Raw genomic sequence first — 26,200 nt, 5'->3', positions numbered from 1 at the left:
CCGCTCAGCCTTGGACTGCTCGGCCCTGGACTGCTCGGCCCTGGACTGCTCGGCCTTGGCCGGCTTGGCCTTCGGCGGGCTGACCCTGGGTGGGCTGACCTTGGGCGGTGCGACCGTCGGCGTCTCGATCGTCACCGGTTCGACCAGGGGCGTCTCGGACTGCGGCGTGATCGCCGTACGCTCCCCGAGCCTGAACCGGTAGTCCTCGACCTCACCGCTGTCGGCCCAGCCCGCCGCCTCCTTCACCCCGGAGGACGAGGCGGCGGCACGCAGCCGCAGCCACGTGTCTCCCCCCTTGGTCGTGCCGGGAACGATCCACATCAGAGTCCCGCGCTCGGCGCCGGGCTCGATCTCCGTGGACGCCCGCTCGTCCGTGCCGAACCTGCCGTCGCGGTCGAAGTCGATCCATCCCGCCAGCTCGGCCTCCGAGCCCGCCACAACGGGCACGTCGAGCGAGTACGTGGAGGCGTCGTCCTCGAGCTGGAGCTCCTCGATCTCCTCCTTCGGGAACGCGTCGTCGGCATCCGCCCGCACCCTGCGCGGGTCGAAGCTCAGCGTGTCGACGTGGTCGGGCGTCGCGTCCTCGCCGATGAAGACGTCGGTGATGGCGTGGGAGGCGGCGCCGTACGAGGTGGGCGCGTCGGAGTCGTCCTCGTACAGCGACACCTTGAAGGCGCCCCACAGGTGCTGCCTGCCCGCGTAGCCCAGCGTGCGCAGGTTGCGGGCGCGGAGCTTGATCGTGAAGGAGGTGACGGTGCCGTTCACCTGTACGGTGCCACAGGTGTAGACGACGCCACAGGTGGTGGCGTCGGACCGGTAGATCCGCTCGGGCGTGATCGAGGTGTCGGTGACCTCGTAGCCGGGGAATCCCGCCACCCTGGAGAAGGTGGGCATGGTGGGCGTCCCTCTGACCAGCTCCACTCCGGCCCAGTAGTCGTCGCGCCTGCCGAAGGCGCCGTCGTCCATGCCGCCGGTGCCGAACACGTGCAGGCGGGGGTCGCGCACCGGCCTGGAGAAGGTGAACGTCAGCTCGGCGACGTCACTCCAGCCGTTGACGTTGACCCGGAATTCCTCGTAGCGGTCGACGATGCCCGCGTCGGCCTTGGCGTTGACGGGGCTGAGGTACTCGTCGGGCGGAGCCCCCGGATCGGAGGGCGACACCTCGGCGGAGCCCACCCGCGCCCCGTTGAGCATCGTCTTGGTGATGGTGACCTTGATGCCGGACGGTGTGTCGCCCGCGGCCTCGATCGCCGAGTTCGTGAACGCCGCCGGCCACGCGCCCGCGTGGGCGAGGGGAACGATTCCCGCCGCCCCGACGAATGCCGCGGTCACACCGGCGAGGACTACACGCACAACCAATTTCGCTCCCCTGTTCTTCTCACCAGGTCATTGGAAAGATCAAGCGGACTTGCGCACCTGGTTCACCAGGCCGCGGGTGACCCGCCGGGCGGCGAAGTCGCAGCCGTGGACGAACCGCATGGCGGGGCCGAAGGTGGCGGCCGCCGCGAGTCCGACCACGTAGAGCCCCGGCATCGGGGTCTCGAACGTCCTCGACAGCCGCGGGGTCGGGCCCGCCGAGCGGATGCCGCGCCGCAGGTTCTGGTCGAGGATGTCGATCTTCCCGACGTCCACCTGGTAGCCGGTCGCGGCGATGACGTGCTCGGTCTCGAGCGTCTGCACGTTGCCTCTGCCGTTCGTCAGATGCAGCCGTACGGCACCGCGGTGGTCGGCCCCCTCCAGTCGCACGCCCAGCGTCACGGGCACGGCGCCGTCGAAGCGCTCCTTGAGCCACCACGAGCCCGCGGGCCCCAGCGTGGTGCGCACGATACGGCGGCGGGCCGCCTTCGGCAGGTACCTGACGGAGCCAGGCAGCTCGGACCACACGTAGGACGGCCACCCCGAGCCGAGGCCCGAGCGGGGCGCCAGCGCGCGGGAGATGACCGAGCGGCGGTCGTTGGGTGTGTCGTTCCAGGCCAGCTCCCTGGTCCTGGCGACGATGCGGGGCTTGGCGCCCGCCTCCACGAGCAATGTCGCGGTCTCGAGCGCCGACTGGCCAGCGCCGACGACGGCCACGTGCTTGCCGGCGAAGGCCGACAGGTCGTGGTGGTCGGAGCTGTGCGAGGACACCTCGGACGGCAGCTCGGCCAGCGCGTCGGGCCGGTGCGCGAAGGGCAGGAAGCCCAGCGCCAGCACGACGGTTCTGGCCAGCACGCAGGCCCCGGACGAGAGCGAGACGGTGAACAGCCCGCCCTCGGTGCCGACACTGGTCACCGTCGACTCGTCGAGCGCGTCCTTGACCGTCTGCGCGCGGAACCACTTGCCGTAGGCGACGAACGTCTCCACGGGGACGGGCTCGCCGTAGGAATAGCGGCGGAAGGCGTCCAGTCCGTAGCGCCGGTCGGGGTCGCCGAGATGCGACGCGTCCGGCTCGGACTTCAGGAGCATTCCGCGCGGCATATGCCATTCCCACGACTGCATGGGCCGCCCGAAAACACGTGCGTCGAGTCCGGCTTCGAGCGCGTGAGCGGCAACCGAAAGCCCGTAGGGACCCGCGCCCACAATTGCCACGTCAATCACCGGCGTCTGCAAAACTTCCCCTCCTGTTCGTAGGCACCCAAAAGCCTATTTCCGACCCCTCGCCAGGCGAGTAAAGCCACGCTTTATCGACTGTCTAGCCATTGTCACGAAGGGCCAGAAATCGTCTCTCGAAAGCCAGGCGAGCTCGTCGGCGTCACGTATGGCGCGCAGCCATCCGGCGCAGGTGCGTTCCCGGCCTGCGCGAAATGCGGGATATATGTCGTAGTTCTCCACCAGGAATGTGCGCCCGTGGACGGAACGGCTCGCGGCCGGCCGTTTTCCCGACAGGTGCAGGTGCATGGCGCGGACGAGATCGAGGCCCCGGATGTCGCCGAACAGCCGGAACTGCGCGCCGAGACGGGGGTTGAAGTCGACCAGGTAGTACACGTCCTCGGCCGCGTCGTGGCGAAAGTCGATGTCCAGGACGCCCCGGTAGCCGAGCGCGGCGGCCATCGTGTTGGCCACGTCCTCGATCGCCGGGTTGGGCAGCGCTCTGCCGTACGTGGTGAGGCCGGCGCCGGGCGGGTAGGCGCGCTCCTTGCGCCCCGTGCCGCTGAACAGGCAGGTGGAGTCCTGGTCGTAGTAGCCGTGGAAGAACCAGTCGGACGCGGCCCCGCCGGGCACGAAGCGCTGCAGCAGCAGGTCACTGTCGCAGTCGTGCCCGAGCAGGTCGAGGGCCTGTCCCGGCTCGTGGATCAGGCTGGTGTTGCGCAGGCCGGCGTGGCGGGGGAGCAGCCACGGCTGGGCCCACTTGGCCACCAGCGGGAGGCCGAGGTCGGCGACGGCGGCCTTGATGTCGTCCCCGCAGGTCACGATGCGCGTCTCGGGGTGCGCGACGCCGAGGGAGGCGCACAGGGCGGCGAGCCTGGCCTTGTCGGCGAGCGTGCGGGGCAGTCCTGGCTGCTGCTCGGGCAGCAGGAAGTGGGGCCGCAGCTCGGCCGCGTGCTCGGCGACCGCGATCGCGCCCGCGTCGTCCATGGCGACGAGTACGGCCCTGCGCCCGATCCGCGCGGCCACCTCGGTCAGGGTCTCGACGACCGCCTTGCCAGGCGACCAGGTGTACATGCGGCTCAGGTACTTCGACCGGGAAACGGGCGCGTGACTTCCCTCGATGAGCCCGTGCACCTCCACGCCTGCCCTGCCGAGGGAACGAATGGCGCCGAGTGTCCCATGATGAAAAATATTGTCGTCCAGCCGCAGTATCAGTGCGGGGACGGTCGAATCGAGCATCTTCTGCGTTCCACTCCAAAAGTCAAATGCCTCATCTCGGGCATTTTCCCGGCAACTCGCCGGGCTTGCATATGAGTTATTTCGTCGACCTGGGTATATAGGTTGGAACCTGAGACGACATATGGGGACGTACGCGATGACCACCAAAAAGGGATACATTCGCTGTCTTTTTGCGATAGCCGCCGGATCGGCGGTCGTGGCGTGGTTCACCACGGGCGCACGGGTCAACGGCGCGTTGCGTGAGGAGACCGAACGCAAGCCCGCCGCGCTCGGCGTCTTCCTCGCCTCCGACAAACGGGGCACCGATCGGTTGCCCCACTTCGAATCGTGGCTGGGCGCCGAGGTGACGGTCGGCCGTACCTACCTGCCGGGGGAAGTCTGGGGTGCGCTGCAAGGGCCCGGATTCATCCTCGAACCGTGGACCAGATGGCGTGCGGCCAAGCCGAACCGGGTCCTGGCGTTGAACGTGCCGATGATCTCCCCGAACGAGGGCGACCTGCCCGACTACGAGGTGTCCGTCCTGCTCCGCGCGGGCGCGAACGGCGCGTTCGACCCGTTCTTCGAGCGGCTGGGGCACAAGCTGGTGGCCGCGGGCGCGGCCGACACCATCATCGTGCTCGGCTGGGAGATGAACGGCAGCACCTACTCCCACCGGTGCAAGCCCGACCCGGACGCGTGGAAGGCCTACTGGCGGCGCATCGTCACGGCGATGCGCGCGACGCCGGGGCAGCGGTTCCGTTTCGACTTCGCGCCCACGCGCGGGCACGACGCCATCGGGTGGACGAGGTGCTACCCGGGCGACGACGTGGTCGACATCATCGGCATGGACAGCTACGACCTCGGCCCGGGCAGGGAGTTCTCCGACTACATCGAGCAGCCGTACGGCCTGCAGGCGCATGCCGACTTCGCCGACGAGCACGACAAGCCGATCTCGTTCCCCGAGTGGGGGCTCTTCCATCACGGCGACCGGCCCGAGTACGTACGGCGGATGCTCGACTGGATCGCCAAGCACGATGTGGTGTATCACTCGATCTCCGACTACTGTCCGCACGGCGTCTGGCAGTGCTCGTCGAACCCGCGCTCGTCGGCGGTGTTCCGCAGGCTGCTGCGACCGACCGCGCCCGCCACACCCACGCCTGCCGAGTCCGCCACGCCCACGCTGGCCGAGTCCGCCACGCCGACGCCTGCTGAGCCCGCCACGCCGATCCCGTCGACGCCCAGCCCCGTGCCATCGGCGTTGACCCCGGTGCCGTCGGAGTCGCTCACGCCGAGCCCGCTCGCGACGGCCGCCGGTACCGCGGCGCCGATCTCGGCCGAGCCGGAGACCCCGAACCCGCTCGCGACGGATCCCGGCAGTGCGGCGCCGCTGTCGGCCGAGCCGAGCCCGCTCACGACGGATCCCGGCAGCGCGGTGCCGTTGTCGGCGGGGCCGAGCCCGCTGGTGGATCCGGGTCCTGCGGCGCCGATCTCGGCCGTGCCGGGGATGCCGCGCCCGCTCGCCCTTCCCCCGGTCACGACGGCTGCGCCGACGCCTGCCGCGTTCACCTCGCCGGAGCAGGACACGCCGGTGCGGTTCACGCCCCCGCCGTCCAGCCCCACGGCTCTGGCACCGGCGCCTGCGCCGCCCGAGCCGTTGCCACTCCCGCTGTTCACACCGACGCCCTTCACGCCGACGCCGATCGCGCCGTTCCTGGAGGCACAGGCCGCCGTCGCGCCCCCCGCGGTGACGCCTGCCAGCGCCGTCCCGAGGCCGGTGCCCGCGCCACCGCCCGTCCCACCGACGGCAGCCACCCCGGAGTCCGAGCCCACCGCACCGACGGCGCTCACCTCGGCGACGGCGGCCACCTCGGCGACGGCGGCCGCCCCGGAGTCCGGGCCCACACCACCGCTGGCGGCCATCCCGCCCGCAGCGGCCACCTCGCCGACGGCGGCCATCCCATGGTGGAGGCCCAAGATGGCGGCCAGCTCGTGGTCGGGGCCCACGCCGCCGATGGCGCTCAACCCGCCGCCGACGACCACCCCGCTGTCAGCGGTCGCCCTGGCGTTCATGCCCACCAGCCGCAACGTGTGCTCGGCCAACTCGCCGAAGGCGACCGCGCTGTCGAACGTCGCTGACCAGGCCGCGGCGGCCCGCCCCTCGGCCGCCGCGAGCGCGGGCTGCGCGAGCCTGCACGACAGCGCGTCGGCCAGCGCCCCGACATCCCCAGCCGGTACGGCGACGCCCGTGTCCTGGCCGACCACCTCGGAAAGCCCGGCCACGTCGTAGACGACCAGCGACCGCCCGGTGGCCATGGCCTCCAGGGCGGTCAACGGCAGCCCCTCCCAACGCGAGGGGAGGACCACCACGTCGGCGGCGACGTACCAGGGGCGGGCGTCGGGCACCGCGCCGGTGAAGTGAACACCGGGGGTGTCCAGCGCGCGCAGCTCGTCCAGCAGGTCGCCGTCGCCCACGATGACGAGCCTGGCCTGAGGGCAGCGCTCCACGACCAGCTCCCAGGCCGACAGCAGCAGGTCCTGTCCCTTCTGCCGGGTGACCCTGCCGACGCACACGGCCAGCGGCGCCGACCAGAGGACACCGTGGTGTTCCCGGGAGGTCGCCCGCTCCTCCTTGCCGGCGGGGCGGAACCGGCGCAGGTCCACGCCGTTGCGCACGACGACCAGGTTCCCGCGCACGCCGTTGCTCCGGGCCAGGTCCGACTCGCCCTCGCCCACGCACACGAGCAGGTCCGCCCAGCGCGCGGCGCGGCGCTCCCACGCCAGCGCCGCCCTGGTGACCAGGCCGCGGGCGGCCAGCCACGACCAGCCGTGCGGCTGGTACAGCGTGGGAATCCGGCCGCGGATCACGGCCCTGCCGACCAGCCCCGCCTTCGCCGAGTGCAGGTGCACCGCGTCCGGCTCGAACGCGGCGAGGTGCCGTCCGAGCCGCCTGATCGCCCCCAGGTCGCGGGGGCCTGGCGACCGCTTCACGGGCCAGTCGAGCCAGAGGACGTCCAGCTCGGCCAGCCGTTCGCGCAGCGGTCCCGCTCCCGGGCACGCGACCGCGACCTGCCAGCCGCGCCGTACCTGATCCGCCACCACGGCGGCCACGTAGGCGCCCACCCCGCCGTCGACGGGCTGCGTCACATGCAGCACCCGCGGCCGCCCAGGGCCATGCAGAACCCCCGGGTGGGCCTTCACGCCTCCGCCCCGCTCATCGCCGGAGTCCTCTCCACTGTGCCCGCCTCCGGCGTCCGCTCCGGCGTGGGCCTGGTCAGCACGTACGGCCCGGCCAGCCAGACGAGCCCGACGAGGAGCACCGCCGCCGCAGCCCCGACACTCACGTTGACCAGCAGCACGGGCGACGACGGCGAGGCCGGCACCGAGGCCCCGGCGAAGCTGGTCAGCCGCACCCTGGTGTCGGTGCTGTGCCGGTTGCCGTACAGGATCAGCGCCGTGGCCGCCTGGTTGGCCTGCTCGGCCGCCTGGCGCGCGGTGGGCGCGAGCGTGGTGAGCCTGATGAGCGGCGCGTCGGGCGAGGCCGACGCGCTCAGCGTCCTGCGCGTCTGCTCGTCGCCGGTGATCAGGCCGGGCTGGACGGCGATCCTGGTGTAAGCCTGGGCGAAGTGCACCGCCTGGGCCATGTCGCCCTCCGACACGACCAGGACGTAGGCGTCGGAGCTGTAGACGGGCTCCTTGGACAGCGAGTAGATGAGCCCCGCCGTCACTCCGAGCAGCAGCGACAGCGGCACCCACCATCGCGCCAGCCACCGATGCGTCCGAGCATGCTTGCGTGTCATCTCTGCTCCTCGTTGGCCTGGGCGCCGAGCAGGCGCCGGTAGAGCGCTTCCAGTTGGTCGACCTGGTGTCGGATGTCGTAGAGCCGGACGGCTCCGGGAGGCGCCAACCTGGCGGGCCGTGCCGTGGCCAGCGCCCTGAGCTCGGCGCCCAGTTCGCCCCGCGTGACGCGGCGCGCTCCCGGCGCGGCGTCGCGGGGCAGGTCGTCGATGGCGGGGCAGCTGTCGTAGAGGACGGGCAGCCCGGCGGCCAGCGCCTCGACGACGGCCAGGCCGAACGTCTCCTCCTGCGAGGGCGCGGCCAGCGCGTCCATCGCCGAGAGCATGCCCCGCATGTCGGCCGACTCCCCGGCGAAGATCACCCGCCGCTCGACGCCGAGCGCGCGGGCCAGGTCCTCGAGCCGCCGCCTGACGGATCCGGTGCCGACGAGCAGCAGGATCGCCTCGTCCAGGCCCTTCATCGCCTCGATGAGCAGGTCGAAGCGTTTGCCCGGTTCGAGGCGGCCGACCCCGCCGACCACGAACGCGTCCATGGGCACGCCGAGCCGGGCGCGGGTCCGCTCCCTCAGCCGCGGGTCGTAGCCGAACGCCGCGCCGTCGATGCCGTTGGCGATGACCACGATCCGCGAGCGCGGGATCCCCCACGCGGCCAGCCGTTCGGCCACGGGGGAGGAGACCGCCACGGTGGCGTGCCCGAGCAGTTCGCTGGCCAGGTAGAGCTGCCTGATCGGCATGGTGATGCGGCGTCCCTCGATCCGCTCGTGCCCGATCGAGTGCTCGGTCGCCACGATCGCGGGGACGTTGGCCAGCCGCGCGGCCAGCCTGCCGTAGACGCAGGCGCGGTAGAGGTGCGCGTGCACCACGTCGTAGCGGCCGGTCCGCATCAGCCTGGCCAGCCGCCCGACCGCGCGCAGGTCGCGGTTGCCGCGCATGTCGAGCCGGTGGACGGGCACGCCCGTCGCCTTGATGGCCTCCGCCACCACGCCGAGCCCGGTCAGCACCGCGACCTCGCACCGCGCGCTCATGTACGGCAGTAGCGCCCGCAACTGCTGCTCGGCGCCACCGGCCGCCAACCCGGTGATGACGTGGAGGACTCTCACAGCCCCCACCGCATCCGGTGCCGCAGCCGCTTGGCGTGCAGGCGCAGCGTGCCGTCGCGTTCGCCGACGTAGGTGCGCGGCAGCGCGTGCGCCCCGCTGAGCTCCGACTTCCAGATGGCGCACGCGTAGCCGTAGCCCGCCTCGCGCACGGCGGCCACCTCGCGGGCGCCGGCGTGGCCGTACGGGTAGCAGAAGCCGGTCACCTCGGCGCCGACGATCTCTTCCAGCGCCGTCCTGCTCGCCGCCAGCTCGCGCCCGAGCTCGTCGTCGGCCAGCGTCGTGAGCGAACGGTGCGAGACCGAGTGCGAGCCGACCTCCATGCCGAGATCGGCCATCCTGCGCACGTCGTCGGCGTCCATGAGCGGCTTGCGGGGGTACCCGGCGGCGGCGTCCCAGGCGTTGCAGCCGCCGAGCTCGCCCGTCACGGGGAAGACGGTGGCGGTGAACTCGTGGTCGAGCAGTACGGGCACGACCTCACTGGCGAAGTCGGCATAGCCGTCGTCGAAGGTGAGCCCGACCAGGCGGCGTGCCGTACCCGACCGGTGGGCGGCCAGCAGGTCGCGCATCGAGACGCCGCGCAGCCCGCAGTCGGCCAGCCAGCGCATCTGGGCGGCGAACCGCTCGGGTGAGACGGTGACGAGCAGCGGGTCGCTGTCGTACTTGGTCACCGAGTGGTACATGAGCACGAGCGGCATGGCGGTCACGAGCGACCTCGCATCCTGGTCATCCTGTTGATCTCCTCTGTTCCCGTGAGTGCTGTCACGGCGAAGAACGCCGCCGCCGTCGCGAGCGCGGCGAGCACGAGGGCGGCCGCCGACGGCAGTCCTTCCAGCAGCGAACGCGTGATCCAGCCGGCCGCGGCGGCGACCACGGCGGCCAGGACCAGGCAGGCGGCGGGCCGGGCGATCTCGCGCACCGGCATGCCGACGGCGGGGCCGCGCAGGCCCGCGAGCAGGATCGCCGCGGTCAGCGTGATGCCCGCCGCGTTGGCCGCGGCGATCCCCACGGCCCCCGAGGACGGCACGGCCAGCGCGATCGTGGCGGCCAGGCCGGCGACCATCGCCATGGCCGGATACCAGCTCGGCCGCGACCCGCAGAAGAAGACCCTGCACGCGACGCTGACGATGGCCTGGCCGAGCAGGCCGAGCGCGTAGACGCGCATGATCTCGGCGGTGGCGGCGGTGTCGGTGTCGGTGAACGCGCCGTACTGCAGCAGCAGCCGCACGATGTCGGGCGCGCACACCACCAGGACGACGGTGGCCGGCAGCACGATCGCGGCGGCGGCCAGCAGGTCGTCGGTCAGCCTGCGCCACGCGGCGACGCTGTCGCCCGCCGTGACGGCGCGCACCAGGTGGGGGAAGCTCACCGTGGCCACGACCAGCGACAGCATCATCGGCACCTGGGCGATCTTCTGCGCGTAGTTGAGGTGCGTGATGGAGCCCTCGGCCAGCGACGAGCCGACGAACCGTTCGACGAACACCTGCCCCTGGCGCTCGAGGGTGAAGGCCGCGACGGGCACGAACGCGCCGAGCGGCAGCAGCATCGTTGCCGTGGGCCTGCGCGGCAGCCCGAGCCTGCGGACGAAGGCTGGCGCCTGGACGAGCACCATGGCAGCCCCGCCGATCGCCACGCCCATCGCGGCGGCGGACACGCCGAGGTCGTGGAAGCACGCGACGCAGGCGACGATGCCCAGGTTGTAGGCCACGGTGACGGTCGCGGGCGGCCCGAACACGTGGTGGGCGCGCAGCGCCGCGCTGGCGTATCCGGCCAGCCCGAACATCAGGATGGTGACCGAGGTGAAGCGCATGCAGCGCACCGCGAGCTCGGCGTCGGCGATGCCCGGAGCCAGGAGGGCGACCAGCCACGGCGCGCCCGCCGCCGTGACCACGCTCAGCACGGCCAGCGCGACGCTCATGTGCGGCAGCGTGGCCGAGACCAGGTGCCCGACGTCGTCGCCCAGCTGGGCCGCCCTGCTGAACAGCGGGACCATCAGGAAGGCCATGGCGCCCTCGATGAGCAGCGGCGCGGCGGTCTCCGGCACCATCCACGCCACGAGGAAGGCGTCGGTGCCCGAGTCCGCGCCGAAGGTCCTGGCCAGCAGCAGGTCGCGGCCGAAGCCGAGCAGGAAGCCGAGCCCGATGAGCACCGCGGTGACGCTGGCGGCCTTCAGCCCGGGGGCGTCCGTCGTTCTCATCGCTTCCACCCGCCGCAGGCCCAGGACAGCGCGACCCCCAGCGTCACGGCCGTGACCAGCGTCGGGGCGCCACCGATGTCGGAGTAGGCGAAGTCGACGATCACCCAGGTCAGCAGTCCGGTGACGACGAGGCCCGCGCGCATGGCCGACCACACCGTGAGGGCGCCGAGCAGGAACGTGAAGGCCGCCAGTCCGAGCACGCCCTGCTCGCTGAGCACGAGCAGGTACATGTTGTGCGGCGACAGCAGCGGCTGGCGGCGGAAGCCGTTGACGGGGTCGTCGGTGTCGCTGCCCGACGACAGCGACGTGGGCGCGTAGCTGTCGCGCAGCGCGGCGAACCGGCGCGGGCCCACGCCGGTCAGCGGGTGGTCCTGCCACATGCCCGCGGCGGTCCGCCACAGGTTGTACCGGTCGCTCACCGACTGGTCGGGCTGGGTGAGCGACGAGGTGATCGAGGTGAGCCGCGGCCCGATTGTGTCGGAGCCGATGCCGAGCCCGCACACCAGCAGGACCGCTCCCGCCGCCGTCACCATGACCACGCGGGCCGCGGCGCGCGTGCCGTACATGACGAGCATGACCAGCGCGGCGCAGGCCATGGCCACCCAGGTGCCGCGGCTCAGCGACAGCGCCAGGGGTACGGCCAGCAGGCCCGCGCCCGCCAGCGCGGCGATCCTCGGCCTGCCGCGCAGCGTCAGCCCCGCGCCGAGCAGGATGATGGCGCCGTAGCTGACCACCGTCGCCATGCCCATGACGTCGAGCGCGCCGAACGTGCCCACGGCCCGCACCCGCTCGCCGCCGTAGGACGCGCCCGTTCCCGTGACCGCCTGGTAGCAGCCGACGGCCCCCTGTACGGCGGCGGCGGCCACCAGCGCGCCGCCCAGCAGCCAGGCGTCGATCCTGTCGCGCAGCGTCACCAGGACGGCCAGCGGGATCAGCACGAAGATCTGGATGTATCGGACGTGGCCCGGGAGGCTGGTCGCCAGGTCGGGAGAGGCCAGCGTCGCGATCGTGGCGGCGGCGACCACGGGCGCGAGCACGATCGCGCGCCCCGGCAGCGGTCTGCGGCTCGCCAGGAGGCAGGCGGCCGCCGCGACGATCAGCACCACCGAGGCCACGTCGGCGACGGTGACGTTGACGGCCGAGACCTGATCGGCCGGGCCCGAGGGGAGGCAGGTCAGCAGGACGGTGAGGGCGGCCAGGAGGCTGGGCCTGCTGATCAGCGTTCGGGGAAGAGTGCGCATTCCTAGCTGCCACCCGGGCGAAGCAGGGACCAGGCGGTCCTGAGCATGATCTTGAAGTCCGCTCTGAGCGACCAGTCGTCGATGTAGTGGTTGTCGAAGTGGGCCCGGTCCTCGATCGAGGTGTCCCCCCGCAGTCCGTGGATCTGGGCCCAGCCGGTGATCCCCACGGGCACCCGGTGGCGCAGGTGGTAGTGCGGCGTGGTGCCGGAGAACTGCTCGACGAAGTAGGGGCGCTCCGGCCTCGGCCCGACGATGCTCATGTCGCCCTTCAGCACGTTCCAGAGCTGGGGCAGTTCGTCGAGCGAGGTCCTGCGCAGCGCCCTGCCCGCCGGGCCGAGCCGATGGTCGTCGGCGATGCTCCAGCGGGTCGCCGACTCGTGGTCGTCCAGGGGCTTGAGCGTGCGCAGCTTGATCAGCTCGATCGGTGCGCCGCCGTAGCCGACCCTGCGCTGCCTGAACAGCACGCCGGGGCCGATCTCCCAGCGCACCAGCAGCGCGCACACGGCCAGGATCGGGGCGCTGACCATCAGGCCGACCACGGCGACCGCGATGTCGAGCGCGCGCTTGAGCGGCCAGGTCAGCCGGGCTTGCGGGTGGGGGCGCATGCGTAGGAGAGCGAAGCTCCTGACGTGCTCGCGCAGCGGGACGAAGTCGACCAGCAGGTCGCCCGGCTCGGGCGCGAGGTAGACCTCGCAGCCCAGCGACCTGGCCGTCCTGGCCGTGGCCTGGTCCTCCCGGCCCGCGATGACCACCGCGCGCGCCTCGTGGCCGCGCAGGATCTCGCGCAGGTCGGCGGGGCTCCCGAGCACCGGAAGCCGTGAGTCGTGTTCGCCCGCCTCGTCGACGAAGCCGACGGGCAGCAGGCCGTACTCGGGGTGGCCGAGCAGGGCGACGGCCAGGCGCTGCCCGTGCCGTCCCGCGCCGACGATCACGGCGTGGGTGGTGGCGCCGCGCCTGCGCGCGCCGCGTACCGCTGCGTTGACCGCGCATCTGCCGCAGAAGGCCAGGAGGGTGAACAGCAGGCAGGTCAGGGCGACGATCGCCAGTGTGGCGCTTCCCCAGAAGGCGGCCAGCGGCGCGACCAGGCCGGAACCGGCCAGCCAGAACCCCCTGTCGAGGCTCGACGGCAGGACCCGCGGCTCGTAGCCGCGGCCCGCCGCGTTCAGCGCCACGACCAGCGCTCCCGCGAGGGCGACTCTCGCGACAGCCTGGCCCGCCATGAGCGAGGTGAACGTCATGCACACCAGGTCCAGGCCGACCAGGCCGAGCGGGTGGACGGCCTGGTGCCACGACCTCTGGTGCCCCGCCCACTCCACGGTATGGCGGTTATCCCTTACCGGTACAACCATCATTTCTCCGGAACAATCCCTTAAGTCGGGCGTGGGGAAAACTGCTGAGATTTGCCCCTGCAATGCGCGAGAAATCCCTTACAAAGACCTTGATGGTAGCCTCCCGGCAATCGCGGATTCCGCTGCCGTGCAGGGCAAACGGCAGATTGGCGGGCAAGATTTCGTTGGCTGTACGTTGGCCGTAGAGATACCGTGTTACGCGTGTTAGGGCGTGGGAACGCCGATCGGGGCCGGTGTGCACCAGCCCCGATCAGGGAATTGTCGATATTCGGCGGTGGTGGCGCGACTTTAAAGGCGAGCCGGTGAATTTCTGCTCGATATCGGACGGTCGCCCGACGGCCTCGACCACCACACACCCATTCCGCCCGTCAGGCCCGGAAGGTGACGCTTGGCGGTGTTCACCAGGCGAGCGGGCAGCGACCCTGTGACGAGCGTGGGCGAGGTGTCGTCCAGCTCGGCGCCCAGCGCGATCAGTTTGCCGGTGACCCCGCCGAACGCCTCGGCGGGCAACTCCACCTCGAAGGCGTGGCGGTTGACCCGCAGGTCGCCGATCGTGAAGGAGGCGACGGCCGAGCGGATGGTGATCCCTCCATCGTCGCCCGCACCTCCGCGTCGAAAGGTTTTCTCCTACCGTCTGACCTGGGCCTCCAGGGCGCGCATCCGGGCCGAGGCCAGCTCCAGCACCATCCGCGTGGCGGGGGACAGGGCGGGGCCGTGCACGATCGCGAACGTGTCGTGCAGCGGCGGGTCCAGCGGCGCCCACCGCAGGTTGCCGGGCAGCCGGTCGGCCAGCCGGTGCAGCACGCCCCGCCAGGTCACCGTCGCCGCCAGGCCGCGCGCCGCGATCTCCAGCGCCATCTCCGGGTCCTCCACCTCCACCCGCGGCCGCAGCACCCGGCCCGCCGCCTGCAGGGTGCTGGTGAGCGTGCGGCGGGTGGCGTCCTCCTCGCGCCAGCTGACGTTCGGCAGCACGAGCGGACGCTCGGCCAGCTGCTCGGGCGTCACGGGACCGGACGGCTCGGTGCTGACGAAGACCAGCTCGTCGCGCAGCACCGGCGTCACCGACAGCCCCTCGTCGGCCACGGGCACCGCCGCGACCGCCGCCTCCAGCCTGCCCCTGCGGACATGGTCGAGCACCTCGGCCGAGTTCTGGCCGATCAGCTCGACGCGCACGCCCGGGTGCCGTTCGAGGACATCGGCCACCAGGTCGGCGCCCAGATAGAAGCGGGCCGTGCCGAACAGGCCCAGGCGCACCGTGCCCGTCAGCATCTCGCGGACCGCGGCCACCGCCCTGCCCGCCTCGTCGACCGCGGCGATGGCGGCCAGCGCGTGCGGGCGCAGCGCGAGCGCGGCCTCGGTGGGCACGACGCCCCTGCCGACCCTGAGGAAGAGGCTCACGTCGAGGTGCTGCTCCAGCAGCCGCACCTGCTCGGAGACGGACGGCTGGGCGTAGCCGAGGGCGGTGGCGGCCGCGGTGAACGAGCCGTGCTCGAACGTGGACAGGAAGCAGCGAAGCTGGTGCAACGTGGTCATATAGGCATTTCCTGTGAAATCTCAAGGAAAGGAAGGCTACCTCGATGGCTCGCCACTGCCTAGGTTGCGCACCATGGGAGTGTTGTGGTGCCTGATCTCCGCCGCGGGGTTCGGCCTGTCGCCGATCTTCGCCAAGGAGGCCTACCAGTCGGGCGTGAGCGTGACGGAGATGCTGACCGGCAGGTTCGTCATCGCCGCCGTCGTGCTGTGGGCCGTGTGCGCGTGGCGCAGGCCCGCCCTCCCGGTGCGGAAGGTGCTGTTCACCGCCGTGGGGCTGGGCGGGGTCGGCTATGCCGTACAGGCTCTGTGTTACTTCGGCGCGGTCGCCAGGATCGACGCCTCGTTGGCCGCGCTGCTCCTCTACACCTTCCCCGCGCTGGTGACCGCGCTGGCCGTCGCGCTGCGCAGGGAGCCGCTCGACCGGCGCAAGCTCGCCGCGCTCGGCTGCTCGGCCGTCGGCCTGGTGCTCCTGCTCGGCCTCGGCGGAGTGTCGGAGGGCGGGAGCGTGGGCGTGCTGCTGGCGCTCGGCGCGGCCGTCGCCTACGCGATCTACCTCACCGTCGCCGACGGCCTGCCCGCCGACCTGGACGTCTACCTGCTGTCGGCCATCGTCTGCACCGCCGCCGCGATCACTCTGGGCTTCGCGGGCGGTTTCCAGCTGCCCGGCACGGCCGAGGGCTGGCTGTGGACCGGCCTGCTCGGCCTCGTCTCGACCGTGCTGGCGATGGCGACCCTGTTCGTGGGCGTGCGGCTGCTCGGCGCGCCGACCGCGGCCATCCTGTCGTGCGCGGAACCGGTGGTCACGCTCGTGTCCACCTCCGTCGTGTACGGCGAGAGCCTCACACCGGGACAGCTCGCGGGCGGCGTCGCCGTCCTGGCCGCGGTGCTGGTGCTGCGGCTAAACCTCGACTTTGTACGGCAACGCCAGCTCGTCGGCGGGAACGCCTCTGATGCCCCAGTTCACAGCGGGCATCTCAATGATCGTTAGCTCCAGGTCGTCGGTCGAGAGGCCGAGCGCGGGAGCCTTGGCGAACACCTCGCGGATCAGCGCCCGCTTGGCCTCGTCGCTGCGCCCGGTGAAGCAGACGATCTCGACGATGAGGTAGGCGTCGCCGCGCTGCGGGCAGATCAGGTCGTCGGCGTCGAGGAGCAGGAAGCGGTGGAACCGCTTGCCCTCCGGCAGCCCCCACGCCTTCGTGACGCACTCGTGCAGCAGGTCAGAGACCTCTCGCTGCCGCCCCGCCCACACATCACGCCTGCCGTACACCTTCACCTGCGCCATGTCGGGCAATATACAGACGTGGTAAGAATCCTCCTCGCCGACGACGAGGCCATGATCAGGGCTGGGGTCGCCGCGATCCTCAGCGTCGACCCGGCCTTCGAGGTCGTCGCGGAGGCGGGAGACGGCAGGCAGGCCGTCGACCTGGCCATCAGCCACCGGCCTGACGTCGCGCTGCTCGACATCCGCATGCCCAGACTCGACGGCCTGGCCGCCGCGGCCGAGATCCGGCGGGTGGCGCCCGGCACGGCGGTCATCATGCTCACGACCTTCGGCGAGGACGACTACATCGCCAAGGCGCTCGACGTCGGTGCCAGCGGCTTCCTGCTGAAGGCGGGCGACCCGCGCGAGCTCATCGCGGGCATCCACGCCGTCGCCGAGGGCGCCGCCTACCTCTCGCCCAAGGTCGCCCACCGGGTCATCGCCCAGGTCAGCGGCGGCAGGATGGGTCGCGGCGCGCACGCCCGCGACCGGATCGAGGCGCTCACCGACCGCGAGAAGGAGGTCCTGGCCCTGCTCGGCCAGGGCCTGTCCAACGCCGAGATCGCCAGGCGGCTGTTCATCGTCGAGGGCACCGTCAAGGCCTACGTCAGCACGATCCTGACCAGGCTGGAGGTCCGCAACAGGGTCCAGGCGGCGATCGTGGCCTACGAAGCGGGCCTTGTCGGCCAGGACCGATAGCCTGGTCCTTGATGTACCGACTCCTGTTCACGCAGGTCTTGCGGCGCTTCGACGCCGAGGCCGTGCACCACGCGACCGTCAGAGCGCTCGCGCTGCTCTCCACGCTGCCGCTGCTCAAGCGGCTGCTCCACCGCCTCCTCGCGCCCAGCGACCCCGCGCTGCGGGTGACGGCCTTCGGGGTTCACTTCCCCGGGCCGCTGGGCCTGGCCGCCGGGTTCGACAAGGACGCGGCGTGCGCCGAGGCGCTGTCGGCGTTCGGGTTCGGCCACGTGGAGGTCGGCACGATCACCGCCCACGCCCAGCCGGGCAACCCGCGGCCTCGCCTGTTCCGCGACCTCCGGCAGCACGCGGTGATCAACAGGATGGGGTTCAACAACGCGGGCGCCCACGCGGCGGCGCGCAGGCTCCGCCGTACCAGAGGTGTGCCGGTCGTGGTCGGGGTCAACATCGGCAAGACCAAGGTCGTGCCCGAGTCCGAGGCGGCGGCCGACTACGTGGCCAGCGCCAAGGAGCTGGCGCCGCTGGCCGACTACCTGGTGGTCAACGTCAGCTCGCCCAACACGCCCGGCCTGCGCAACCTGCAGGCGGTCGAGCTGCTGCGGCCGCTGCTGGCGGAGGTGAAGGCGGTCGCCGACACCACGCCGCGCCGCACGCCGCTGCTGGTCAAGATCGCGCCCGACCTGGCCGACGCCGACGTCGACGCGGTGGCGGAGCTGGCGCTGGAGCTGGGGCTCGACGGGATCATCGCGACCAACACCACCATCCGCCACTCGGGGGAGAGCGGCGGGCTGTCCGGCAGGCCGCTGAAGGAGCGCTCCCTCGAGGTGCTGCGGCGGCTGCGGGCGCGGGTCGGCGACCGGCTCACGCTGGTGTCGGTCGGCGGGGTCGAAGACGTCGACGACGTGTGGGAGCGGCTGCTCGCCGGAGCCACGCTGGTCCAGGGCTACACCGGCATGATCTACGGCGGGCCGCTGTGGGCGTCCCGCATCCACCGCCAGTTGTCGCGCCGCCTGCGCCGCCACGCCACCACGGTCCCCCAGCTGATCGGCCGTACGGCCCGCTGAGCCGTCCCCTCAGAGCGGCACGGTGTCGCTTACGGGGAAGGGGGCGCCGTGGCCCGGCACGATGACGTCGGCCACGGCGAGCACGCGTTCCCTGCTCGCCCTGAGCTGGGCGCGGTCGGGTGAGACCGGGTCGTCGGCGGGGCCGTCCGCGCGCCACCACAGGTCACCGGCCAGCGCCACGACCCCGTCGGGCGTGCCGACGAGCAGGGTGATGTCCTCCCTGCTGTGGCCGGGCGTGAAGATCAACTTCAGGGACGGGGTGAACTCGTAGCCCTCCGCCTCCCTGTCCGTCCAGTCGTGGCCGCGATAGACGGCCTTGTGGTCGTGCACCCGCGCCTGCGGGAACAGTGCGGCGTTGACGATGTTGTCGGGGTGGTGGTGGCTCAGCACCACGTCGGTCACCTCCGACGGCCGCAGACCCAGGTCGGCGAGCGGCTTGGTGATCGCCTCAGGCCCGGAGACCATGCCGGGGTCGAACACGATCACGAACTCGCCGTCCCTGACCAGCGAGACGGTCGCGGCCACCCCCGGCCCACGGGAGGAGGTGTAGCCGACGTTCAGGATGTGGTGGGAGGCGTCGCGGCCTCGGGGAGCGTCACTCATGGCAGGAATCCTGCTGGAGGCGCGGACCGCGGGACAGTGGCCGTTATGCCAAGGATCGAGGGTTTTGTGCCAGGCTGGGGCGGTGACCGGATTCCAGTCGGTGGCCGCCTACGCGCCCCCCGGAGTGACGATGCTCGGCATGGGCGTGGCCGGCGAGGCCTTCGGCGCCCTCGACTTCTCCGTGTGCGCCGACCGGCCCGGCGAGGTGCGCACCGACCTGGGCCTCGGCCTGCGCGTCGAACACGGGCTCGACCGGCTGGCCACCGCCGACCTCGTGCTGGCGCTGCCGTACAGCGGGTTTCGCGACCGGCCCTCTCCCTCGGCGCTGGAGGCCTTCCGCGTCGCGCACGAGCGGGGCGCGACCGTCGCCTCCTACTGCGTGGGCACGTTCCTGCTGGCCGCGACCGGTCTGCTCGACGGCCTTGAAGCCGCCACGCACTGGCGGTTCGCCGACGAGCTGGCCGCGCGCCATCCGGCCGTCCGCGTCCGCCCCGAGGCCCTCTACGTCGACCAGGGAAGCATCCTGACCGGCGCGGGCGCCGCCTCCGGCATCGACCTGTGCCTGCACCTGCTGCGGCGCGAACACGGCGCGGTGGCCGCCAACACGGCCGCCCGCGAGCTGGTCACGCCCCCGCACAGGGACGGCGGCCAGGCGCAGTACTTCGCCGCGCCCGTCCCCGCCGACGGTGACGACGAACGGCTGGCCGAGGTCATCGCCTGGGCCAGGACCCGCCTGTCCAGTCGCCTGTCGGTGGAGGAGATGGCCGCCAGGGCGCTCATGAGCCGCCGCTCCTTCGCCCGCCGGTTCAAGGCCGCGACCGGCGCCAGCCCGCACGCCTGGCTGCTGGCGCAACGACTCAACCTGGCCGAGCAGCTCCTGGAGAGCACCGACCTGCCGATCGAGGCCATCGCCCACCAGGTCGGCTATGCCAGCGCCGCCGTCCTGCGCGAACGCTTCCTGCTGCGCCGCGGCGTGCCGCCCCGCGAGTACCGCCGCGCCTTTAGTACCTCTCGGCGTACCGGGTCGGAGACTCGCCGAACACGTCCTTGAAGTCCCTGACGAAGTGCGCCTGGTCGGCGTACCCGAGCTCGGCCGCGAGGCCTGGCCAGTCGATCGGCACGCCCCGTGCCAGCCGCTCGGTGACCTCGTGCAGCCGGTAGCGGCGGATCACCCACTTCGGCCCGATGCCGACATACTCGGCGAACAACCGCTGCAACTCCCTGACGCTCGTCCCGAGATGGCGCGCCAAGGCGTCGACCCTGGTGAGCTCAGGCCGGGCGACGATCGTCGCCACGATGTCGGCGGCCCGCTCCGCCCTGGCGTCGCGCTCGGGCAGCCGCGATCTCAGGTAGTCCTCGACCGTCTCGACCTCGACCGGGTCGGGCGGCGCGGCGGGGAACACCTGGCTCGCCTCGATCGACCGGTTCGTGATCGTCGAGACGGACCGGCGCAGGAACGGCCGGAACCCTCCGGGACGGAAGGCCACCCCGAACACGCCGCTCGTCCCCGCCAGCACCCTGATCCGGTGCCCGCCCTGGACGCCCTGCACGATCGCGCCGTCGTCGCGGAACGTCAGGTGCACGTTCGGGTACGGCACGACCAGCTGCCGGTACGGCTCGCCGTACTCCCACGAGACCATCCAGTAACGCTCGACGAACGGCGCCAGATCGGGCGAAGGACTCGCCACGGCGTGGCGCTGGAACCTCGCCCACGCACCGGCGAGCTCACGGGCGTCCCTGGGCATGCCGCCGAGCATACGTCGCGTTTGTTCAAGACACTCGCCGGGGCGATGTGCTTGGTTGGACGTCATGCCTGACATCGAGCTGACGGCCCGCGCGGCCGCCCCCCTCCTGGAGATCATCCGCAACGTCAAGCCCAACCAGCTGGACGCCCGCACTCCGTGCGCCGAGTTCGACGTGCGCGCACTGGTCAACCATCTGCTGTTCTGGGGGCCCTCGCTCGAAGGGGCCGGACGCAAGGAGAGCGTGCCGCCGCCCGCCGCCGCCGAGTCGGACATCGACCTCACCGGCGGTGACTGGGCCGCCGATCTCGAGGCGAGCGTCGGGCGCGTCGTGGCCGCCTGGAGCACGCCCGCCGCCTGGGAAGGCGCCACCCACATGGGCGGCCCGATGGAGCTGCCCGCCTCGCTCGTCGGCGGGATGGTCGTGGGGGAGCTGGTCGTCCACGGCTGGGACGTCGCCCAGGCCACCGGCCAGCGCCCGGTGTGGGACGACGGCCTCATGGACTACGTCTACGAGGAGGTCGCCAAGGGCGCCGAGCAGGGCAGGCAGATGGGCGTCTACGGCCCCGAGGTCACCGTCCCCGCCTCCGCGCCGACCCTGGACCGCGTCCTCGGCCTCACAGGACGCGACCCCGCCTGGACCCGCTGACCGGTGATCTCCCCCTTTCGGGGGTGCCGGGGTCGATACTGCTGTCGTAGCTTGTGGCAACCAGCGAGAGGAGTTGCCGCCATGGGCGCGACCAGCAACACCGAGATCTATCTCACGGCACGCGACCTGCTGCTCGGCCTCAGCGGGCGCCATGCCGAGGCGGTCGAGCGGTTCGCCTGGCCGCGCTTCGACGGCCCCTTCAACTGGGCGGTCGACTGGTTCGACGCGATCGCGCGCGGCAACGACCAGACGGCGCTGTGGGTGGTGGAGGAGGACGGCTCCGAGGCCCGCTACTCCTACGACGAGATGGCGCGGCGATCGGACCAGGTCGCTGCCTTTCTCGCGGCGCAGGGCGTCTCCCGTGGCGACCGGGTGATGCTCATGCTCAACAACCAGGTCGAGCTGTGGGAGTCGATGCTGGCGGTGATGAAGCTCGGCGCGGTCATCCTGCCCGCCACCACCGCGCTGGGCCCGGCCGACCTGCCCGACCGCATCGACAGGGGCGGCGCCCGCTACGTGATCGCCAACCCGGTCGACACCGCGAAGTTCGACGGCGTGCCCGGGGCGTACACGAAGATCTGCGTGAGCGACGCCCCGCCTGGCTGGGTCGACTACCGCGAGGCCCACGCCGCCCCTGCGCCCCCTGCCGCCCACCCGGGCACCGCGCCGACGGACCCGCTGCTGCTGTACTTCACCTCGGGCACCACGAGCAGGCCCAAGCTGGTCGAGCACACCCAGGTCTCCTACCCGGTTGGGCACCTGACGACGGCCTACTGGATCGGCCTGCGGCCCGGCGACGTGCACCTCAACATCAGCTCACCCGGGTGGGCCAAGCACGCGTGGAGCTGCTTCTTCGCCCCGTGGATCGCCCAGGCCACGATCTTCGTCTTCAACTACGGCAGGTTCGATCCGGCCGCCCTGCTGGCCCAGGTCCGGCGGGCGGAGGTGACGACGTTCTGCGCGCCGCCCACGGTGTGGCGGATGCTGATAAAAGCCGATTTGTCGGGTGGTCCCGGCAAGCTGCGCGACGTGGTGTCGGCGGGCGAGCCGCTGAACCCCGAGGTGATCGAGCAGGTCCAGCACCACTGGGGGCTGACGCTGCGCGACGGCTTCGGCCAGACCGAGACGACCCTGTCGGTCGGCAACATGCCGGGCATGCCGGTCAAGCCGGGCTCGATGGGCCTGCCCGCGCCCGGCGTGCCGGTGGTCCTGGTCGATCCCGTCACGGGCGAGCCGGCCGAGGAGGGCGAGATCTGCATCGACCTGAGCCACAGGCCGCTCTCGCTCATGACCGGGTACCAGGGCGACGAGCGCCGCCACGCCGAGGCGATGGCCGCCGGCTACTACCACACCGGCGACGTGGCCGCCCGCGACGCCGACGGCTACATCTTCTACGTCGGACGCACCGACGACGTGTTCAAGGCCTCCGACTACAAGATCTCGCCCTTCGAGCTGGAGAGCGTGCTCATCGAGCACCCGGCGGTGGCGGAGGCGGCCGTGGTGCCCTCACCCGACGAACTACGGCTGGCGGTGCCGAAGGCGTACGTCGCACTGGCCGCCGGCTGGGAGCCGGACAGGGAGACGGCGCTGGCGATCCTCCGCCACGCCAGGGACAAGCTCCCGCCGTACCAGCGGGTGCGGAGGCTGGAGTTCTTCGAGCTGCCGAAGACGGTGTCGGGCAAGATCCGCCGGGTGGAGCTGCGCGGCCGCGAGGAGGAGGCCGCCTCGGAGAAGTCGCCGCTGCCCGAATGGCGCGACGACCAGTTCCCCGAACTGCGCACCTGAAAGTCCCGTCAGCGGCGGGTGAGGGCGGCCCACAGGCGGGCCGTACTGCTCCAGCGACCCCAGGCGATCACCAGGGAAAGGGCGAGCATCATGATCGGCAGCGCCAGGCCGCTGCCGACCACGATGAGCTGAGTCAGCGACGCGCCCACCATGAGGCCCGACAACGCCAGCGCCGCGGCCCCGGCCAGCCGTGGAACGAGCAGCCCCACGACGCCCGCGACCTCGAGGAGGCCCACCAGGTAGCGGAACCAGTCGCCGAGGCCGATCGCGGCGAAGGTGCTGACGGACGGCTCCGCGCCGGTGAACTTCCCCATGGCGGCCAGGAGGAACCCGGCCGCCACGACGACCTGAAGAACCCACAGGCCGACGTTGGCGATGCGACGTCCGGTGCTCGGCTCCGCGCGAGTAGAAGCTGTCATGAGCCCGACGCTAGGTTCTCCACCCGGCCCGAGGAATGGAGGTATCACCCGAGCCGGGGTGTAGGTAGCCACACGACACGAGGGGCGCGGCGAGCCCGAGCGACGCTCTACCGGTCTCCTCGCGGGCGTCCACGCCGTCATCCCGGTCTCGGCCCCTGCATGATTCTTTCCCAGGACGGCATGCGGGACTCGGGCGGCGCCCCGGAATCGAACAGGTCGCTCACACGCATCTCCTGGAGGGCGGCCAGGCTGCGCCCGAAGGCGAGATGCCGGGCAAGCGCGTCCTTGAGCGGCCCGGCAACGTAGCGTGATCCTGATCGAAGGACTCGTTGGCATCCCTAGACGAGCAGGCGCAGGACTGCAACGCCGCGTTGGTAGCGCCCTCGGACGGGTGACGGACCGAGCGACAACGCCCCTGGAACGATGGTGCGCGGCACGGTGGGGATCACCAGGGACACCGGCCGTTCGGGGTTCTCCCTCGCAGCGCGGAACGGTCTTAGCGCGGTAGGACCTGCCAGCCGTCGAGGCTGAAGGCCTGGCCGCTGCGGTAAGCGTCGATGCCGGTGCGGATGTAGGTCACGATGTCGTCAGGCAGGTCATCGGCCTCGAACCAGTCGATCTTGTCGCACTTTTCGGGCTCCGCGTTGACGGGTTCGCCGATCCAGCGGCTGGCGGTGAAGAACACTCCGATGCGGGCCTGGCCGTCAGGGTCAGCGTGGTGGCACAGCCCCGCGAAGGTCAGGTCCGCGGGGTCGATGACGATCCCCAGTTCTTCGAGGGCCTCACGAGCGGCGCCCTCGGGCAGGGTCTCGTCGGCGTTCAGGCATCCGCCGGGGACCGACCATGACCCATCAGCGAAGCCGGTGTTGGCGCGGAGCAGCAACAGCACCTTGCCGTGTTGGCGGAGGATCAGGTGCACACCTACATGCGGCCGAAAGATCTCGTCTAGTGCGGCCATGGCCATGCTCCCCCGGGGGTGATGGTGCGCCTGGAGAGCCACGCTATCGCACGCCCGAGGGGTGAGCACCGCTGTGCCGGTTCGGGGGCCTGGCACGGCCCCCGAACCGGTCCGTCAGGTCAGGGTGGGAGCCGATCCCACCTTGACCATTACGCGAACCATGTCGGTGATGTGGTCGGCGAGCTCGGCCGGTGTACGGCCATCGGTGTGCAGGTGGTAAGCCGTGGGGTCGGTGCGGGCGATGTCGTCGTAGTGGTCTTGGAGGCGGCGCAGGAGAGCCCGGTCGGCGATCAGGTCACGGTCGGCGGCGCTCTGGTCGGGCTTGACGGCCATTCGGGCGGTGAGCTCGTCGAAGTCGGTGTGCAGGTAGACGGTCAGGTCCGGCTGGGTCAGGTATGCGGTGAACGGGGCGATGGTCGCGGCGGCGGTGGCGTTGTCCAAGCCGTGGACGGCGGCGTGGTTGGCGATGACGGAGTTGATGTAGCGGTCGGCCACGGCGTGCCCGGTCTGGAGCGACTGGCGGGCCAGGTCGGCGGCGTGCAGCGCGCCGGCGAGGTAGAACGCCAGTTGGGGCAGGGCGCGGGCGTGGGTGTTGATGTACGGCTGGAGGTCTGAGACCGGCGCTGGAACGGTATGGAAGGGCTTGCAATCCAGCCGCTCGGCCAGGCGGGCGGCGAGCGTGGACTTGCCCGATCCGCTGATCCCCTCCAGGACCACGAAGATGCCGGATCGGGGGGTGTCGGCTGCCTGGTAGTCGGCGGGCAGCCGGTCGTGGATCGGTTCGCGTTGCGGTGGGATGGTCATTTAGAGGGTCCCTTCGGTGAAGGCGTCCAGGTGCGCGGATACGGCGGCCAGGAGCGTGGCCTGGTCGCCTGCGTGCTGAGTGATGTCCAGGCGCAGGTCGGGGCGGAGCAGGCAGGGGCTCAGAGCGCCCGCCGAGTCCAGGCGTAGCGCCCAAAACCCTTCGATGCACTGCGACCGTGCCGGGCAGGTGCCGCACTGGCCGACGCTGTGGCGGCCGAGAGCGGCGTCGATGACTTCGATGGTCATCGCGCCGTCGCGGCCTGGCACGGTGAAGACCCGGCGGCCTTGTCCGGTGCCGGAGGTGACCACCTTCTCCGTAGTAGCGATGGAGCGCAGGTGGGCGCTGATGTCGCCCGATGGGATCTTCGCGCCGCCCAGCCCATGGTTGTGGTCGGTGTCGACCAGTTCGATGATCTGCAAGCCGGTGCCCGTATCGCGGGCGTAGGCGATGATGTCCATCACCTCGTGGGCGTTCTGCTCTTGCAGCAGCAGGTTCAGCTCCACGATGGGAATGCGGTCAATGGCGGCCTCGATCCCGGCTTTGATCTTGGCGATGTCTCCGGGTTTGCCCTCGGCGATGGCGGCGATGGAGGCGTCGGAGAAGTAGTGCAGCGACACCTTGATCCGGTCCAGCGCGGTGGCGGACAGCCAGTCCAGATCCTTGGTGAGCGACAGCCCGTTGGTGATCAGGGTGGTGGTGTACTCGCTCATGCGGTGAGCGGGCAGGCCCTCCAGGATCGGGCGGGCCAGCGGGGACAGCAGCGGCTCGCCGCCGGTGAAGAAGACACGGCGGATCCCGGCGCCGGTCATCGCGTTGATCGCAGACAGGAAGTCATCGGCGCCCATCGCCCGCCGACGCGGCTGGATGGTCCGGTCGTGGTGGGTGATGCGCGGCGGGACCTCTCCTTCGTTGTGGCAGAACCAACATCCGAGCTGGCATCTGGGAGTGAGAGACACGCGCAGCTGGCCACCGCGGCGGGCGAAGTCGTCAGCGCCGCCAGACAACCTCTGAGGCAGGGGCGGGGGCAGGTCGGTGTGCAACGTCATCGGCGTTTTCCTTGTCCTCGGCGCACGGTGTGAGCGCTGTCGCCCTCACCGTGCGACGCCGCCGCGGCGGCGAGCAGATGGGCAGGCTTGTGTGCCGCTGCGCACGACCTGTGAGGCCTGCGCACCTCTTGCGCGTCGACGGCGGCGGGTTTGTTTTCAGCGGTCGTCGGTG

26 protein-coding genes and 1 pseudogene are annotated in these 26,200 nt (G+C 71.5%); 7 read left to right on the top strand and 20 right to left on the bottom strand.

The annotated features are described in order from the left end of the window. The 4 genes from ACFXJ8_RS35080 to ACFXJ8_RS35065 form a co-directional block, all read right to left on the bottom strand. The coding region (locus ACFXJ8_RS35080; protein WP_379648409.1) for a GEVED domain-containing protein at window positions 1-1,353 on the bottom strand (1,353 nt) is incomplete at its 3' end. A gap of 45 nt (window positions 1,354-1,398) precedes the next feature. Beyond that, on the bottom strand, window positions 1,399-2,559 hold the full coding sequence (locus tag ACFXJ8_RS35075) for an NAD(P)-binding domain-containing protein (RefSeq protein ID WP_379648413.1): 1,161 nt from the start codon (window positions 2,557-2,559) through the stop codon (window positions 1,399-1,401). A gap of 63 nt (window positions 2,560-2,622) precedes the next feature. Further along, window positions 2,623-3,807 carry an ATP-grasp domain-containing protein gene (locus ACFXJ8_RS35070; RefSeq protein WP_379648407.1) on the bottom strand — a complete coding sequence of 395 codons (1,185 nt, stop codon included), beginning with the start codon at window positions 3,805-3,807 and terminating at the stop codon, window positions 2,623-2,625. Window positions 3,808-4,311: 504 nt separating this feature from the next. Then, window positions 4,312-4,449 (bottom strand): hypothetical protein, encoded by a 138-nt coding sequence (locus tag ACFXJ8_RS35065; protein WP_379648405.1) that lies wholly within the window; start codon window positions 4,447-4,449, stop codon window positions 4,312-4,314. On the opposite strand from ACFXJ8_RS35065, the pseudogene ACFXJ8_RS35060 reads away from it, so the two are divergent. Next, a pseudogene (locus ACFXJ8_RS35060) lies at window positions 4,436-4,582 on the top strand (glycosyl hydrolase family 26); the annotation flags it as partial. The gene ACFXJ8_RS35065 and the pseudogene ACFXJ8_RS35060 overlap by 14 nt on opposite strands. Before the next feature lie 263 nt (window positions 4,583-4,845). Here the strand turns inward: ACFXJ8_RS35060 and ACFXJ8_RS35055 are convergent. The 9 genes from ACFXJ8_RS35055 to ACFXJ8_RS35015 all read right to left on the bottom strand — a co-directional run bounded on the left by ACFXJ8_RS35055 (window position 4,846) and on the right by ACFXJ8_RS35015 (window position 14,997). Further along, window positions 4,846-6,930: a glycosyltransferase gene (locus tag ACFXJ8_RS35055; RefSeq protein WP_379648403.1), complete on the bottom strand. Its 2,085-nt coding sequence runs from the start codon at window positions 6,928-6,930 to the stop codon at window positions 4,846-4,848. A gap of 50 nt (window positions 6,931-6,980) precedes the next feature. After that, complete coding sequence (locus tag ACFXJ8_RS35050; RefSeq protein ID WP_379648401.1) at window positions 6,981-7,583, bottom strand: Wzz/FepE/Etk N-terminal domain-containing protein; 603 nt, start codon at window positions 7,581-7,583, stop codon at window positions 6,981-6,983. Next, window positions 7,580-8,680, bottom strand: coding sequence for a glycosyltransferase (locus ACFXJ8_RS35045; RefSeq protein ID WP_379648399.1), 1,101 nt, complete (start codon window positions 8,678-8,680; stop codon window positions 7,580-7,582). The genes ACFXJ8_RS35050 and ACFXJ8_RS35045 overlap by 4 nt, the downstream gene beginning before the upstream one ends. After that, window positions 8,677-9,375: a polysaccharide deacetylase family protein gene (locus ACFXJ8_RS35040; RefSeq protein ID WP_379648411.1), complete on the bottom strand. Its 699-nt coding sequence runs from the start codon at window positions 9,373-9,375 to the stop codon at window positions 8,677-8,679. The genes ACFXJ8_RS35045 and ACFXJ8_RS35040 overlap by 4 nt, the downstream gene beginning before the upstream one ends. Before the next feature lie 5 nt (window positions 9,376-9,380). Then, on the bottom strand, window positions 9,381-10,874 hold the full coding sequence (locus ACFXJ8_RS35035; protein WP_379648397.1) for a lipid II flippase MurJ: 1,494 nt from the start codon (window positions 10,872-10,874) through the stop codon (window positions 9,381-9,383). Beyond that, complete coding sequence (locus ACFXJ8_RS35030; protein ID WP_379648396.1) at window positions 10,871-12,115, bottom strand: O-antigen ligase family protein; 1,245 nt, start codon at window positions 12,113-12,115, stop codon at window positions 10,871-10,873. Before ACFXJ8_RS35030 ends, ACFXJ8_RS35035 begins: the two co-directional genes overlap by 4 nt. A gap of 2 nt (window positions 12,116-12,117) precedes the next feature. After that, entirely contained in the window at window positions 12,118-13,431 is a 1,314-nt protein-coding gene (locus tag ACFXJ8_RS35025; protein WP_379648394.1) for a sugar transferase, read from the bottom strand. 321 nt (window positions 13,432-13,752) lie between these two features. Next, complete coding sequence (locus tag ACFXJ8_RS35020; RefSeq protein ID WP_379648392.1) at window positions 13,753-13,980, bottom strand: hypothetical protein; 228 nt, start codon at window positions 13,978-13,980, stop codon at window positions 13,753-13,755. A 111-nt stretch (window positions 13,981-14,091) separates the two neighbouring features. After that, window positions 14,092-14,997 carry a LysR family transcriptional regulator gene (locus ACFXJ8_RS35015; RefSeq protein WP_379648390.1) on the bottom strand — a complete coding sequence of 302 codons (906 nt, stop codon included), beginning with the start codon at window positions 14,995-14,997 and terminating at the stop codon, window positions 14,092-14,094. Window positions 14,998-15,070: 73 nt separating this feature from the next. On the opposite strand from ACFXJ8_RS35015, the gene ACFXJ8_RS35010 reads away from it, so the two are divergent. Beyond that, the gene (locus ACFXJ8_RS35010) at window positions 15,071-15,985 is read left to right on the top strand and encodes a DMT family transporter (protein WP_379648388.1); all 915 of its coding nucleotides are present in this window, start codon (window positions 15,071-15,073) and stop codon (window positions 15,983-15,985) included. On the opposite strand, the gene ACFXJ8_RS35005 is transcribed toward ACFXJ8_RS35010, so the two are convergent. After that, on the bottom strand, window positions 15,896-16,279 hold the full coding sequence (locus ACFXJ8_RS35005; RefSeq protein ID WP_379648386.1) for a tautomerase family protein: 384 nt from the start codon (window positions 16,277-16,279) through the stop codon (window positions 15,896-15,898). The two genes, ACFXJ8_RS35010 and ACFXJ8_RS35005, sit on opposite strands and share 90 nt — an antisense overlap. Before the next feature lie 18 nt (window positions 16,280-16,297). Between ACFXJ8_RS35005 and ACFXJ8_RS35000 the strand changes: the two genes are divergently transcribed. Together ACFXJ8_RS35000 and ACFXJ8_RS34995 are read left to right on the top strand one after the other, a co-directional pair. Further along, complete coding sequence (locus ACFXJ8_RS35000) at window positions 16,298-16,957, top strand: response regulator (RefSeq protein ID WP_379648384.1); 660 nt, start codon at window positions 16,298-16,300, stop codon at window positions 16,955-16,957. A gap of 11 nt (window positions 16,958-16,968) precedes the next feature. Continuing rightward, window positions 16,969-18,021: a quinone-dependent dihydroorotate dehydrogenase gene (locus ACFXJ8_RS34995; RefSeq protein WP_379648382.1), complete on the top strand. Its 1,053-nt coding sequence runs from the start codon at window positions 16,969-16,971 to the stop codon at window positions 18,019-18,021. Between the two features lie 9 nt (window positions 18,022-18,030). Here ACFXJ8_RS34995 and ACFXJ8_RS34990 read toward each other — a convergent pair whose 3' ends face one another. Then, window positions 18,031-18,624, bottom strand: coding sequence for an MBL fold metallo-hydrolase (locus tag ACFXJ8_RS34990; protein ID WP_379648380.1), 594 nt, complete (start codon window positions 18,622-18,624; stop codon window positions 18,031-18,033). 82 nt (window positions 18,625-18,706) lie between these two features. Here ACFXJ8_RS34990 and ACFXJ8_RS34985 point away from each other — a divergent pair, with 82 nt between their 5' ends. Next, on the top strand, window positions 18,707-19,675 hold the full coding sequence (locus ACFXJ8_RS34985; protein WP_379648378.1) for a GlxA family transcriptional regulator: 969 nt from the start codon (window positions 18,707-18,709) through the stop codon (window positions 19,673-19,675). Here ACFXJ8_RS34985 and ACFXJ8_RS34980 read toward each other — a convergent pair. Beyond that, window positions 19,626-20,369, bottom strand: a complete 744-nt coding sequence (locus tag ACFXJ8_RS34980; RefSeq protein ID WP_379648376.1) for a DUF6597 domain-containing transcriptional factor — start codon at window positions 20,367-20,369, stop codon at window positions 19,626-19,628. The genes ACFXJ8_RS34985 and ACFXJ8_RS34980 overlap by 50 nt on opposite strands. A gap of 64 nt (window positions 20,370-20,433) precedes the next feature. Here ACFXJ8_RS34980 and ACFXJ8_RS34975 point away from each other — a divergent pair, with 64 nt between their 5' ends. Then, window positions 20,434-21,015 carry a TIGR03086 family metal-binding protein gene (locus tag ACFXJ8_RS34975; RefSeq protein WP_379648374.1) on the top strand — a complete coding sequence of 194 codons (582 nt, stop codon included), beginning with the start codon at window positions 20,434-20,436 and terminating at the stop codon, window positions 21,013-21,015. Window positions 21,016-21,096: 81 nt separating this feature from the next. Then, a complete protein-coding gene (locus ACFXJ8_RS34970; RefSeq protein ID WP_379648373.1) occupies window positions 21,097-22,800 on the top strand; it encodes an AMP-binding protein in 1,704 nt (567 codons plus the stop codon). An 8-nt stretch (window positions 22,801-22,808) separates the two neighbouring features. Here ACFXJ8_RS34970 and ACFXJ8_RS34965 read toward each other — a convergent pair whose 3' ends face one another. The 4 genes from ACFXJ8_RS34965 to ACFXJ8_RS34950 all read right to left on the bottom strand — a co-directional run bounded on the left by ACFXJ8_RS34965 (window position 22,809) and on the right by ACFXJ8_RS34950 (window position 26,028). Beyond that, complete coding sequence (locus ACFXJ8_RS34965) at window positions 22,809-23,219, bottom strand: DoxX family protein (RefSeq protein ID WP_379648371.1); 411 nt, start codon at window positions 23,217-23,219, stop codon at window positions 22,809-22,811. A 496-nt stretch (window positions 23,220-23,715) separates the two neighbouring features. Next, window positions 23,716-24,177 carry an NUDIX domain-containing protein gene (locus ACFXJ8_RS34960; protein WP_379648369.1) on the bottom strand — a complete coding sequence of 154 codons (462 nt, stop codon included), beginning with the start codon at window positions 24,175-24,177 and terminating at the stop codon, window positions 23,716-23,718. Window positions 24,178-24,291: 114 nt separating this feature from the next. Beyond that, window positions 24,292-24,981, bottom strand: a complete 690-nt coding sequence (locus ACFXJ8_RS34955) for a dTMP kinase (RefSeq protein ID WP_379648368.1) — start codon at window positions 24,979-24,981, stop codon at window positions 24,292-24,294. Then, window positions 24,982-26,028: a radical SAM protein gene (locus ACFXJ8_RS34950; protein ID WP_379648366.1), complete on the bottom strand. Its 1,047-nt coding sequence runs from the start codon at window positions 26,026-26,028 to the stop codon at window positions 24,982-24,984. Window positions 26,029-26,200 lie beyond the last annotated feature (172 nt).

This window comes from Nonomuraea sp. NPDC059194, assembly GCF_042754765.1.
Taxonomy (GTDB): domain Bacteria; phylum Actinomycetota; class Actinomycetes; order Streptosporangiales; family Streptosporangiaceae; genus Nonomuraea.
Note: the sequence above shows the minus strand (reverse complement) of the source record. Positions and strands in the feature narration are given on the sequence as shown.